Annotated in this window: 11 protein-coding genes; 5 read left to right on the top strand and 6 right to left on the bottom strand. The window is 60.1% G+C overall.

Translation table 11 applies throughout. From position 1 onward, the window contains the following. Positions 1 to 106 precede the first annotated feature (106 nt). The gene (locus tag BLU46_RS07510) at positions 107 to 1570 is read left to right on the top strand and encodes a glyceraldehyde-3-phosphate dehydrogenase (protein ID WP_023659083.1); all 1464 of its coding nucleotides are present in this window, start codon (positions 107 to 109) and stop codon (positions 1568 to 1570) included. A 161-nt stretch (positions 1571 to 1731) separates the two neighbouring features. On the opposite strand, the gene tcuC is transcribed toward BLU46_RS07510, so the two are convergent. Further along, on the bottom strand, positions 1732 to 3030 hold the full coding sequence (tcuC, locus tag BLU46_RS07505; protein ID WP_063032252.1) for an MFS transporter: 1299 nt from the start codon (positions 3028 to 3030) through the stop codon (positions 1732 to 1734). A gap of 286 nt (positions 3031 to 3316) precedes the next feature. Continuing rightward, positions 3317 to 3859: a chalcone isomerase family protein gene (locus BLU46_RS07500; protein ID WP_093200322.1), complete on the bottom strand. Its 543-nt coding sequence runs from the start codon at positions 3857 to 3859 to the stop codon at positions 3317 to 3319. 235 nt (positions 3860 to 4094) lie between these two features. Here BLU46_RS07500 and sthA point away from each other — a divergent pair, with 235 nt between their 5' ends. Next, the gene (gene sthA, locus BLU46_RS07495) at positions 4095 to 5489 is read left to right on the top strand and encodes a Si-specific NAD(P)(+) transhydrogenase (protein WP_076017245.1); all 1395 of its coding nucleotides are present in this window, start codon (positions 4095 to 4097) and stop codon (positions 5487 to 5489) included. 42 nt (positions 5490 to 5531) lie between these two features. Here the strand turns inward: sthA and BLU46_RS07490 are convergent, their stop codons facing one another. Then, positions 5532 to 6254, bottom strand: a complete 723-nt coding sequence (locus BLU46_RS07490; protein ID WP_017477211.1) for a glycerophosphodiester phosphodiesterase — start codon at positions 6252 to 6254, stop codon at positions 5532 to 5534. 66 nt (positions 6255 to 6320) lie between these two features. Further along, positions 6321 to 6905: a PilZ domain-containing protein gene (locus tag BLU46_RS07485; protein ID WP_003218944.1), complete on the bottom strand. Its 585-nt coding sequence runs from the start codon at positions 6903 to 6905 to the stop codon at positions 6321 to 6323. A 94-nt stretch (positions 6906 to 6999) separates the two neighbouring features. Here BLU46_RS07485 and BLU46_RS07480 point away from each other — a divergent pair, with 94 nt between their 5' ends. Genes BLU46_RS07480 through BLU46_RS07470 form a run of 3 tightly spaced genes read left to right on the top strand, consistent with a single transcriptional unit; the run spans position 7000 to position 10244 of the window. Continuing rightward, positions 7000 to 8250 (top strand): lipoprotein-releasing ABC transporter permease subunit, encoded by a 1251-nt coding sequence (locus tag BLU46_RS07480; RefSeq protein WP_063032243.1) that lies wholly within the window; start codon positions 7000 to 7002, stop codon positions 8248 to 8250. A gap of 7 nt (positions 8251 to 8257) precedes the next feature. Then, positions 8258 to 8941: a lipoprotein-releasing ABC transporter ATP-binding protein LolD gene (lolD, locus tag BLU46_RS07475; protein WP_017477213.1), complete on the top strand. Its 684-nt coding sequence runs from the start codon at positions 8258 to 8260 to the stop codon at positions 8939 to 8941. A 58-nt stretch (positions 8942 to 8999) separates the two neighbouring features. Beyond that, positions 9000 to 10244 carry a lipoprotein-releasing ABC transporter permease subunit gene (locus BLU46_RS07470; protein WP_010176339.1) on the top strand — a complete coding sequence of 415 codons (1245 nt, stop codon included), beginning with the start codon at positions 9000 to 9002 and terminating at the stop codon, positions 10242 to 10244. 115 nt (positions 10245 to 10359) lie between these two features. Here the strand turns inward: BLU46_RS07470 and BLU46_RS07465 are convergent, their stop codons facing one another. Further along, positions 10360 to 11712 carry a heavy metal sensor histidine kinase gene (locus BLU46_RS07465; protein WP_063032240.1) on the bottom strand — a complete coding sequence of 451 codons (1353 nt, stop codon included), beginning with the start codon at positions 11710 to 11712 and terminating at the stop codon, positions 10360 to 10362. Beyond that, the gene (locus tag BLU46_RS07460; protein ID WP_063032239.1) at positions 11712 to 12392 is read right to left on the bottom strand and encodes a heavy metal response regulator transcription factor; all 681 of its coding nucleotides are present in this window, start codon (positions 12390 to 12392) and stop codon (positions 11712 to 11714) included. Before BLU46_RS07460 ends, BLU46_RS07465 begins: the two co-directional genes overlap by 1 nt. Between the last annotated feature and the right edge of the window lie 135 nt (positions 12393 to 12527).

Genomic DNA, 12527 nt, shown 5'->3' with positions numbered 1-12527 from the left:
GGGCTCCAGCGGGGCGATATTTTTTTGCAAGGAGTTTTGTTGTGGGTCGCGCATTGCTCCGAGGGCAGTCGGGCGGCATAATGTAGCCCCTTTTTTCTGCCCCTACATGTGGAAGGTTCCCGTGACTCAGAAGCCCGACCAGTGTCTTGGTGAATGGATCGACCGTGAAGCACTCGCTGAAGCGATGATTCCGCTTATCGGTCAGCTCTACCGCAATAACAACGTGGTGAGCTCGATCTATGGCCGCAGCCTGATCAACCAATCAGTCATCGCGATTCTCAAGGCTCATCGCTTTGCTCGCCATCGTTCCGCCGACGACAGCGAACTCTCCGTCCACGAAACATTCCCCCTGCTTAAAGCCATGAGCGAGCTCAAGCTCGGCGCGGCCTCGGTAGACCTGGGCAAGCTGGCCTATAAATTCCGCAAGGAAGGCGCTGGCCGTACCGCCGAGCAGTTCGTGCGTGAAGAAATGGCCGACGTGGTTGGCCAGCAAAACGCTGCTGCCCGCAAAGGCACCGATGTTGTGCTGTACGGCTTCGGTCGTATCGGCCGTCTGCTGGCGCGCATCCTGATCGAAAAAACCGGTGGCGGCGACGGCCTGCGCCTGCGTGCCATCGTGGTGCGTAAAGGTGCAGAAAACGACCTGACCAAGCGTGCGAGCCTGCTGCGTCGTGACTCGGTACACGGTCCATTCAACGGCACCATCGTCATCGACGAAGAAAACAACACCATCACCGCCAACGGTAACCTGATCCAGGTGATCTACGCGAAGAACCCGTCTGAGGTGGATTACACCCAGTACGGCATCAAGGACGCACTGCTGGTGGACAACACCGGTGTGTGGCGTGATGCCGAGGGCCTGGGCCAGCACCTGGCGTGCCCGGGTATCGACCGCGTTGTCCTGACGGCGCCTGGCAAGGGCAAGCTGAAGAACATCGTGCACGGCATCAACCACGGTGAAATCACCGCTGACGACAAGATCGTGTCCGCCGCTTCCTGCACCACCAACGCCATCGTGCCGGTGCTGAAAGCCGTGAACGACAAGTTCGGCATCGTTAACGGTCACGTTGAAACGGTTCACTCGTACACCAACGACCAGAACCTGATCGACAACTTCCACAAAGGCGATCGCCGTGGCCGTAGTGCCGCGCTGAACATGGTAATCACCGAGACCGGTGCTGCCACTGCTGCTGCCAAGGCCCTGCCTGAGCTGGCCGGCAAGCTGACCGGTAACGCGATCCGTGTGCCGACGCCGAACGTGTCGATGGCCATTCTCAACCTGAACCTTGAGAAAGCCGCCACCCGTGAAGAGATGAACGAGTACCTGCGCTACATGGCGCTGCACTCCGATCTGCATAAGCAAATCGACTTCGTCAACTCGCAGGAAGTGGTGTCCACCGACTTCGTTGGCTCGCGCCACGCCGGTGTAGTGGACGCTGAAGCGACCATTACCCAAGACAACCGCGTTGTTCTGTACGTTTGGTACGACAACGAATTCGGTTACAGCTGCCAGGTGGTTCGTGTGATGGAAGACATGGCCGGGGTTAACCCGCCAGCATTCCCGCGCTAAGCATCAGCGGTAAATGAAAAAGCCCCGACGAGTCGGGGCTTTTTTATGTCTGTAGGTTTTGTATTGTTTGTACCGGCCTCATCGCAGGCAAGCCAGCTCCCACATGTTGATGTGTGAATACATTCAAATGTGGGAGCTGGCTTGCCTACGATAGCGATCCATCAAGCGCCGCCGACTATCGAAGCCTGCGCGGTACGCAGTTCATGCCGGTTGCCCTTGAACAGGATCAGTGTGGCGATCAGGCCCAGCACCGCTGCGCCGCTCAGCCAGATGCCCGGTGCCGCCTTGTTGTCCAGCACGTGGATCAGGTAGGTGCAGGCCGCTGGTGTGAAACCACCAAAGGTCGCCGTTGCCAGGCTATAGGCCAGGGAGAAGCCGGTGGTGCGCACTTCTACCGGCATGATCTCGGTCAGCGCTACAACCATCGCACCGTTGTACGAGCCATACAGGAACGACAGCCAGAGCAGCACGATCAACAGATGGCTGAAGCTCGGGTTGGCCACCAGCCAGGACAGCGCCGGATACGCGGTGAGGATCGCCAGAATCGTCGCCCCCAGCAGCAGGGGTTTACGCCCGATCTTGTCGGACACAGCCCCCATCACCGGCAGCCAGATGAAGTTGGAGATGCCGACGCACACGGTTACCAGCAACGCGTCGAAGTCCGACAGGTGCAATTCGGCCTTGCCGAAGGTCGGGGTGTAGGCGGTGATCAGGTAGAACGACACGGTGGTCATCACCACCAGCGCCATGCCGGCGATCACGATGCCGAAGTTCTGGCCGATCGAACGGACGATTTCCTGCAGGGTAGGGCGGTGTTTACGCGCCTGGAATTCCGGAGTTTCTTCCAGGGAGCGACGAATAACGAAGATCACCGGCACGATCAGGCAGCCGATCAGGAACGGCACGCGCCAGCCCCAGTCACCCATTTCTTCCGGGCTGAGCCAGTGGTTCAGGCCCACACCCAGCAGGCCGGCGAATACCACGGCGGCTTGCTGGCTGGCGGACTGCCAGCTGACGAAGAAGCCTTTGCGGCCTGGAGTGGCGATTTCCGCCAGGTACACCGACACGCCCCCCAGCTCGACACCGGCGGAGAAGCCTTGCAGCAGGCGACCGAACAGCACGATCAGTGGCGCCGCGACACCCAGGGTGGCGTACCCGGGAACGCAGGCAATCAGGACGGTACCGGCAGCCATCAGTGCCAGGGTGATCACCAGGCCCTTTTTACGGCCGTGACGGTCGATGTAGGCACCGAGGAAAATCGCGCCCAGCGGACGCATCAGGAACCCGGCGCCAAAGGTCGCCAGGGACAGCATCAGGGACGCGAAAGCGCTGTCGGTGGGGAAAAATGTCTTGGCAATGGCCGTGGCGTAGAAGCCATAGACCATGAAGTCGAACATCTCGAGGAAGTTACCGCTGACAACGCGAAAGATCGCCTTGCCCTTGCCCGTTGTAGTGGACATGTCATGCACTCATTTTGGCTATCTTATTAGTAATCCCTGGTCGCAACCGTCCTTGCTGTTAAAGCTTTGGCACGAGGCTGGCGCTGAACAGTTTTGTAACGATATGTGTATAAGCCACCACAGGCAACAAAAAACCGATGGCAAGCTGGCAAATTGCCGCAGGCCCCCGGGCGATGAAAATCCAATGTGGGAGTGGGCTTGCTCGCGAAAACGGTGTGTCAGTCAGCTAATGAGTCACTGATACACCGCATTCGCGAGCAAGCCTGCTCCCATAGGGTTTTTGCGATCAGTTGAGGAGGGTATTACGCAGGCTGTCGGACAAGCCTTTTGGTGCCAGCCAGATTCCCAAGTAAGCCTTGGCCAATTCGTCATTGCGACTGCTGAACACCACCGTGCCGTTGATTTCCAGGTTCAGGCCGCGCTGAGGCTGGAAGTCCAGCGCATAACGGTCGCCGCTGCGGATGTCGCGAAAGCTTTTGTGCAATTGCTCCAGTTCAGGTTTCAGGCGGGCGAGGGCGGCGGGTGTTTGCTGGCGTTCAAGGGTGGCGGTGGCGGCCTTGATGACATCGTTGCGATCGATATCGCGAAAGTAATACAGCTCCAGGCGCAGGTCTTTTTGCCGGTCCAGCGCCTGTTTGGCGCTCAAGTCAGCTTGGGCGAAGAGTGCGGCTGCATACACATCTGCCCACAGATAGGTCAGGACGGCCTGGTTTTTCAGCACCAGTTGATGAGATTGCGCCGGAAAATCGGCTTGTTTGAGGCGATCAGCCTCATTCGCCAGCACCGGGACCGACAACATCAGCAATAAACAAACAATCACATGTCGCATAATGGCCCGTCCTGAAAGGTGCTTGCCTAGAGGTTAATTCAATTACGAACACCCTGTAGTAAAGGCAAAACTGGCCTACGACGCGACCAAGGGTTAATGTGCGCGACGTTGAGCGTTCTATAGACTGTGCCCCGGCTCACACACTTGAGCCACATTGATCCTTCATGACCGCTGGCCGCGGCATGATTTAGCCAGGCGTCCAACCGTGCGCCCTGGCCTGTTCTGAGGAGTACGCATGGCTGTCTACAACTACGACGTAGTGGTACTGGGTTCCGGCCCAGCTGGAGAAGGTGCGGCGATGAACGCCGCCAAAGCAGGGCGCAAGGTGGCGATGGTCGATAGCCGTCGCCAGGTCGGCGGTAACTGCACCCACCTGGGAACCATCCCGTCCAAGGCCTTGCGTCACTCGGTGCGCCAGATCATGCAGTTCAACACCAACCCGATGTTCCGGGCCATTGGTGAGCCGCGCTGGTTCTCGTTCCCGGACGTGCTCAAGAGCGCTGAAAAAGTCATTTCCAAGCAGGTTGCATCGCGTACCGGCTTCTATGCCCGTAACCGCGTCGACCTGTTCTTCGGCACCGGCAGCTTCGCCGACGAGCAAACCGTCGAAGTGGTCTGCGCCAACGGCGTGGTCGAGAAGCTGGTAGCCAAGCACATCATCATTGCCACCGGGTCGCGTCCGTATCGCCCGGCGGATATCGATTTCCACCACCCGCGTATCTACGATAGCGACACCATCCTCAGCCTGGGTCATACCCCGCGCAAACTGATCATCTATGGCGCCGGCGTGATCGGCTGTGAATACGCCTCGATCTTCAGCGGCCTGGGTGTATTGGTCGAGCTGGTGGATAACCGCGACCAGTTGCTGAGCTTCCTCGACTCGGAAATTTCCCAGGCGTTGAGTTACCACTTCAGCAACAACAACATCACCGTGCGCCACAACGAAGAGTACGAGCGGGTCGAAGGCCTGGACAACGGCGTGATCCTGCACCTGAAATCCGGCAAGAAGATCAAGGCCGACGCCTTGCTGTGGTGCAACGGCCGTACCGGCAACACCGACAAGCTGGGCATGGAAAACATCGGTGTGAAGGTCAACAGCCGTGGCCAGATCGAAGTCGACGAGAACTACCGCACCTGCGTGACCAACATCTACGGTGCCGGTGACGTGATCGGCTGGCCAAGCCTGGCCAGTGCCGCCCACGACCAGGGCCGTTCGGCCGCTGGCAGCATTGTCGACAACGGCAGCTGGCGCTACGTCAACGACGTGCCGACCGGGATCTACACGATTCCCGAGATCAGCTCCATCGGCAAGAACGAGCATGAACTGACCAAGGCCAAGGTGCCTTATGAAGTCGGCAAGGCGTTCTTCAAGAGCATGGCGCGTGCGCAGATCGCCGGTGAGCCCCAGGGCATGCTGAAGATCCTGTTCCACCGCGAGACGCTGGAAGTGCTCGGCGTGCATTGCTTCGGCTATCAGGCGTCGGAGATCGTGCACATCGGCCAGGCGATCATGAACCAGCCGGGTGAGCAAAATACCCTCAAGTATTTCGTCAACACCACGTTCAACTACCCGACCATGGCTGAAGCCTATCGGGTAGCGGCCTACGACGGCCTCAACCGGCTTTTTTGAGCGGCTCCGGCCGGTGGCCTGAGCCGGCCGGGGAGACCGATTTCAGTAATTCCCGAGGGTGGCAGTGGCCAAACCGGGAAAGTCTGTAATCAGGCTATCTACGCCGAAGTCGGCGAGCCTGCGCATCAGCGCGGGTTCGTTGACCGTCCACACGGACACGTGCAAACCCTGGCGCTGGGCTTTTTCCAGACGTTCAGGGGTGCACAGCGTCCAGTTCAACGCCAGAATCTCACAGCCATAGTTGGCCGCGACCTTCAATGGGTCGAGCCAGGCGTATTCGGCTACCAGTCCGCGGGACAGGTCCGGGGTGAGGTCCAGCGCTGCCTTCAACACTTCCCGCGAGCTTGAGGTCACGGTGACCTTGTCCATCAGCCCGAAACGCTGAGCCATTTCACGGATCGCCAGCACGGTGGTTGCCGCGCGGGTGCGCGATGCGCTTTTGACTTCCAGTTGCCAGTGGTCGAAATCGCATTTTTCGAACAACTCTTCCAGGCGTGGGATCGGGCAAGGATTGACCCAGCCCGGGCCGCCTTTGCGCGCGTCCATCTTCACCAGGTCGGCAGCCGAATACTCGACCACCTTGCCGCGCCGGTCGGTGGTGCGCTTGAGCGTCGGATCGTGAATGACCATCAGCTCGCCGTCCATGGACAGGTGCAAGTCCAGTTCGCAGCGGCGCACGCCGTGCTTGAGGCATTCCTGGAAGCTGGTCAGGGTGTTTTCCGGTGCTTCGCCTTTGGCACCGCGGTGGCCATAAATCAGGGTCACAGTTGCTCCTTTACGCCAGGATTGCTGGCTGGATGGATGACGCGACGCGCCATTCAGTGTTCGTATTCAGGTGTCGGATTCGTCGCTTTTTTCCCGCGCCAGACGCCGTTCCTGGGCCTGTTTCTGCAGGATATAGCGCGCCAGCAACTGCCGTTGGGCATCGGTCATGGCTTCGAATTCCGTGCCGATTTCAAAGCCGCCGGTCTTGGCGTCGCAATGGGTGACCTTGGCCCTCAGCAACAGGCCGAGGGCTTGTGGCATCAGCACCAGCTTGACCGCCAGATGGCTGTCGGGCTGGATCGCCGTGGGGTTCAGGAACTCGATGCCGCCTTCGGAAATGACCACGGGTTGCGGCGTACCGATCTCGCCCAGCAGGCTTTGCGCCATGATCTGGCTGAGCAAATCCATGCGTTTGTTCTGCACTTTGAGGAAGGCGGCCAGGGTTCGGTCCCGTTCGCCGATCTGGCGCAGCAGGTGCTGGGATTCGAATTCACTCAGGTGCAACTCGCTGAGTAGATTGAACAGCGGCGAATCATCCAGCAACACTTCCTTGCTCAGCGCTTCCGGGCCCGACAGCGGGGTAATTTCCAGTGCGATCATGTCCTCGATACGGTAGTATTCGCGGCGATCTTCTTCATCTAATGTCGACATGGCGAACCCAAGGCAGCGGTGATGGTCTGAGTGTAAAGCTGCTTACCTGACCCCGCCACAAGGACGTCTTCTTTTCCTCCGAACAAGCCCCGACATGTTCAGACCTCTCTTCGTATTTATTGGCACGCGTTATACCCGTGCAAAACGTCGCAATCATTTTGTGTCGTTCATTTCCTTGACCTCGATGATCGGGCTCGCCCTTGGCGTTGTCGTGATGATCGTGGTGCTGTCGGTGATGAACGGCTTCGATCATGAGATGCGCACCCGCGTGCTGGGCATGGTGCCCCACGCGACCATTGAGTCGGGTGAGCCCATCAGCGACTGGCAAAGCTTGGCCGCCAAGGTCAAGCAGAACCCCAAAGTGCTGGCGGTTGCGCCCTTCACCCAGATGCAGGGCCTGTTGACCAACGACGGCAAGGTACAGAAAGTCCTGCTCAATGCCATCGACCCGGCGCAGGAACGCAACGTCTCGATCATCGATAACTTCATGCAACAGGGCAAACTGGACGACTTGTCGCCCGGCAGCTTTGGCATCGCTATCGGCGACAAGGCCGCGGCCAAGCTCGGCGTGGGCATCGGCGACAAGCTGACCTTCGTTGCGCCGGAAGTCACCGTGACCCCGGCCGGCATGTTCCCGCGTATGAAGCGCTTTACCGTGGTCGGCATCTTCCATGTCGGCGCCGGTGAGATCGACGGCTACCTGGGCCTCACCAACCTGACCGACCTGGCCCGCCTGCATCGCTGGAAGCCGGATCAAGTGCAGGGCCTGCGCCTCAAGTTCAACGACCTGTTCGACGCGCCGCGCACCTCGTGGGAAATCGCCCAGCACCTGGGTGAAAACCAGTACTACGCTCGCGACTGGACTCGCACCCACGGCAACCTGTACCAGGCCATCCGCATGGAAAAAGCCATGATCGGCCTGCTGTTGCTGCTGATCGTCGCCGTCGCCGCCTTCAACATCATTTCCACCCTGGTAATGGTGGTGAATGACAAGAAGGGCGATATCGCCATCCTGCGCACCCTTGGCGCCACGCCGGGGCAGATCATGGCGATCTTCATGGTCCAGGGCACGGTGATCGGCGTGGTCGGTACCTTGATCGGCACCGCGGTGGGGATTCTCGCCGCGCTGAACGTGAGTGCCGCCATCGCCGGGCTGGAAGTGTTGATCGGCCACAAATTCTTGAACTCCGACGTCTACTTCATCGACTACTTGCCGTCCCAGGTGCAGAGCCAGGACGTGTTGATGGTCGGCGCCGCTGCGTTGGTCCTGAGTTTCCTTGCCACCCTGTATCCAGCCTGGCGCGCGGCACGTACCCAGCCGGCGCAGGCTTTACGTTATGAGTGAATCGGGCATGAGTGAAAAAGCAATCCTGAGCTGCCGCAACCTGGGCAAATCCTACGAGGAAGGCCCGGAATCCGTGGTAGTGCTGTCCAACCTGCAACTGGAACTGCACCCGGGCGAGCGCGTGGCGATCGTCGGCAGTTCCGGTTCCGGTAAAAGTACCTTGCTGAACCTGTTGGGCGGCCTTGATACGCCGTCCCAGGGCAGCGTCTGGCTGGCCGGCGAAGAACTGTCGGCCCTGGGCGAGAAGGCCCGTGGCCAGTTGCGCAACCGTTCGCTGGGTTTTGTGTACCAGTTCCACCACTTGCTGCCTGAGTTCACCGCCCTGGAAAACGTCTGCATGCCGCTTTTGATCGGCAAGACCGCGATTCCCGAGGCACGTCAGCGTGCCAAGGCGCTGCTGGAGCGGGTCGGCCTGGGCCATCGCCTGGAGCACAAACCGGCTGAATTGTCCGGCGGCGAGCGCCAGCGTGTGGCGATTGCCCGTGCCCTGGTCAACAACCCGGGCCTGGTGATGCTCGACGAGCCCACCGGCAACCTCGACTCCCACACCGCCCAGGGCATCAAGGACTTGATGCTGGAACTGAGCACCCAGATGCGCACCGCGTTCCTGGTGGTGACCCATGACATGAGCATGGCCCGCCAGATGGACCGTGTGTTGCACCTGCAGGAAGGTCATCTGGTCGCCATCTGACCTGTTTCAAGCCCGGCACCTGACGCCGGGTTTTCTATTTTTTCAACGGTGCCCGCGAATGTTCAGACCGTTATCGATTTTCATCGGCACGCGCTATACCCGCGCCAAGCGCCGCAACCGTTTTGTTTCGTTTATCTCGATGACCTCGATGATCGGCCTCGCCCTGGGCGTGCTGGCGATGATCGTGGTGTTGTCGGTAATGAACGGTTTCCAGCGGGAAATGAGCTCACGCATCCTCGGCATGGTGCCCCACGCGACCATCGTTGGTGTGAAGCCCATCAGCGACTGGCAGCCAGTGGCGGATGCGGCGATGAAGAATCCGGAAGTCACCGCTGCCGTACCGTTCACACAGATGGACGGCATGCTCTCCTACAAGGGCGCGATGCAGCCGATCGAGATCAGTGGTGTTGATCCGGCCCAGGAAGGCAAGGTGTCGATCGTGGCCCAGCACATTGTCCAGGGCCACCTTGAAGACCTGAAACCGGGCGAGTTCGGTGTGGTGATCGGTGAGATTACGGCCCGGCGTTTCCGCCTGAACGTTGGCGACAAGCTGACCCTGATCGTGCCGGAAATCAGCAGCGCACCGGGTGGCATCACCCCGCGCATGCAGCGCTTGAACGTGGTCGGTGTGTTCAAGGTAGGCGCTGAGCTGGATGGCTCCATGGCCTTGATCCACATGGCCGACGCCGCCGAGATTCAGCATTGGGAACCGAACCAGGTACAAAGCGTGCGCCTGGCGGTGAAAGACTTGTATGCCGCACCCAAGGTCTCGGCGGATATCGCCGCCAGCCTCGGCGCCGACTACAAGGCTGACGACTGGACTCACACCCAGGGCAGCCTGTTCAGCGCAATGAAGATGGAAAAGACCATGATCGGCCTGCTGTTGCTGATGATCGTCGCGGTGGCCGCGTTCAACATCATCGCGACCTTGATCATGGTGGTGAACGACAAGGGCGCCGACATTGCGATCCTGCGCACTATCGGCGCCACGCCACGGCAGATCATGGCGATCTTTATGGTGCAGGGCACGGTAATCGGGATCGTCGGTACCTTGATCGGCGGCATCCTGGGCGTGATTGCGGCGCTGAACGTCAGTGAACTGGTGGGTTGGCTGGAGCGGGTGACCGGGCAGCATATCTTCAGTTCGGACGTGTATTTCGTCAGCAACCTGCCTTCGGAACTGCAGGGCGGGGATGTGTTGCTGATTTGCTCGGCGGGGTTTGTGTTGAGCTTTTTGGCGACGATCTATCCGGCGTATCGGGCGGCGAAGATTGAGCCGGCGCATGCCCTCAGGTATTCGTAATTCTTAAGACCGCTATCGCAGGCAAGCCAGCTCCCACATTTGACCGCGTTCGCCAGAACAACTCAGTCTAATGTGGGAGCCGGGCTTGCCCGCGATGAGGCCGGTGCAGCTTGCATCAATACCCTCGCGGCAACTCCATCACAAACCGCGTCCACCCCGGCCCCGACTCACAGAAAATCCGCCCTCCGTGGGCCCGCACAATCGACTGGGTAATCGCCAACCCCAGCCCCGCATGCTCGCTGCTCCCTTCATGACGCGCCGGATCTGCCCGGTAAAACCGGTCAAACAACCTTGGCAACAACGCCTCCGGAATACCTTCCCCGGTGTTTTCCACACTCAACGTCACGCCTTGTATACCTTCGATAATCCTCACGCTGACGTCACCACCGGGTGGCGTGAACCGCAGCGCGTTATCCAGCAGGTTGGAAATCGCCCGGCGCAACATGCTGCGGTCACCTGAAGTGTTGGCGCCACCTTCCCGAACCAACCGCACCTGGACGTCCTCCGCCAGCGGCGCGAAAAATTCCAGCAATGCATCCACTTCGTTCGCCAGCAACAGGGTTTCGCGCTTGGGCGCCAGCAGTCCGTGGTCGGCCTTGGCCAGGTACAACATGTCGTTGACCAACTGTGCCATCCATTGCAGTTCTTCCAGGTTGCTGTGCAGGGCTTCGCGGTAGTCCTCCAGCGCCCGTGGTTGCGTGAGGATGACTTGGGTCTGTGTCAGCAAATTCGACAGTGGCGTGCGCAGTTCATGGGCGATGTCGGCAGAAAATGCCGAGAGCCGCTGGAAGGCATCGTCCAGGCGACCAAGCATCGCGTTGAAGGACTGGGCCAGTTCCGCCAGTTCGACGGGCATTTGTTCCTGGGGCAGGCGCTGGGTCAGGGAGTGGGCAGACACGCCACTGGCGACTTCGCTCATGCGCCGCAGTGGCCGCAACCCGCTACGGGCGGCCCAGGCGCCGAGCAGGGCAGTGGCCAGGGCGGAAAGGCCGACGGTCAACCAGATCAGATGCTGCATGCGTTGCAGGAAATGTTGGTGGTGGGTGATGTCGAGCATCAGCGTCAGTCGTGGCGAGTCAGCGTTACCAGGAATCAGTGGCGCGTTGTACACGCGGTAATCGGTGCCGGCGTTCTGCACGCTGTGCAGGCCAGGTCCCTGGGGCAAGGCGACGCCGGGGGCGCCGTCGAACCAACGCTGATCGCCGGCGGTGATGCGCAGGGCCAGGTCGGGCTGGCGATTGAGTTCCTCTCGCAGCGTTGTTTCTCGTAAGGCAAATCGTTCGGGCGTGTCGGCACCTTGCAATGTGCTGCGCAGCGCTATCAGCTTGCCGTCGAGCAGTTGCTGGTCCAACTCGATAAAGTGCGCCTCGCTGGCATGATTGAACAGCACGCCAGCCAGCAATGAAACCACGGCGGTACAGCCAGCAAACAGCAGCGCCAGGCGGCTGGTCAGGGAAATCCGTTTCATCAAGCGAACCGCTCCTCAAGCACGTAGCCCATGCCGCGTACGGTATGGATCAACTTGTTGGGGAAGTTATCGTCGACCTTCAGGCGCAGGCGGCGGATCGCGACTTCGATGATGTTGGTGTCGCTGTCGAAGTTCATGTCCCACACCTGAGAGGCAATCAGCGACTTGGGCAGTACTTCGCCCTGACGGCGCAGCAGCAGTTCCAGCAGGGAAAACTCTTTGGCCGTGAGGTCGATGCGCTGGCCGTCGCGCTCTACCCGGCGGCGGATCAGGTCCATGCGCAGGTCGGCCAGTTGCAGGCTGGTTTCCTGGGGCGGGCTGCTGCCACGGCGCAACAGGCTGCGCACCCGGGCCAGCAGTTCGGAGAAGGCGAAGGGCTTGACCAGGTAATCGTCGGCGCCCAGTTCCAGGCCATGCACCCGGTCTTCCACGGCGTCCCGCGCGGTAAGAAACAGTACCGGGATGTCGAGCCCGGCGTTGCGTACGGCCTGGAGGATCTGCCAACCATCGCGACCCGGCAGCATCACATCGAGGATCAACAGGTCGTAGTCACCGGTCAGCGCCAGATGCTGGCCGCTGGTGCCGTCAGCCACCAGTTCGGTGTTGAACCCAGCCTCGGCCAGGCCCTGGCGCAGGTAGTGGCCAGTTTTCGGTTGGTCTTCGACGATCAGCAGTTTCATGGGCGGCTCATGGTTTTACGTAAACACAGACTTTATACAGCGCAGGTCCTACGGCAGGCTCAAGCTGACAAAGTTGTAATCTGGCCGTCAGCTGGCTGGCAGCGGCGCGTTCGTAAAGTGTCCCACAGACTGATT

Origin of the sequence: Pseudomonas yamanorum, assembly GCF_900105735.1 — a bacterium.
GTDB classification, from domain to species: domain Bacteria; phylum Pseudomonadota; class Gammaproteobacteria; order Pseudomonadales; family Pseudomonadaceae; genus Aquipseudomonas; species Aquipseudomonas yamanorum.
Note: the sequence above shows the minus strand (reverse complement) of the source record. Positions and strands in the feature narration are given on the sequence as shown.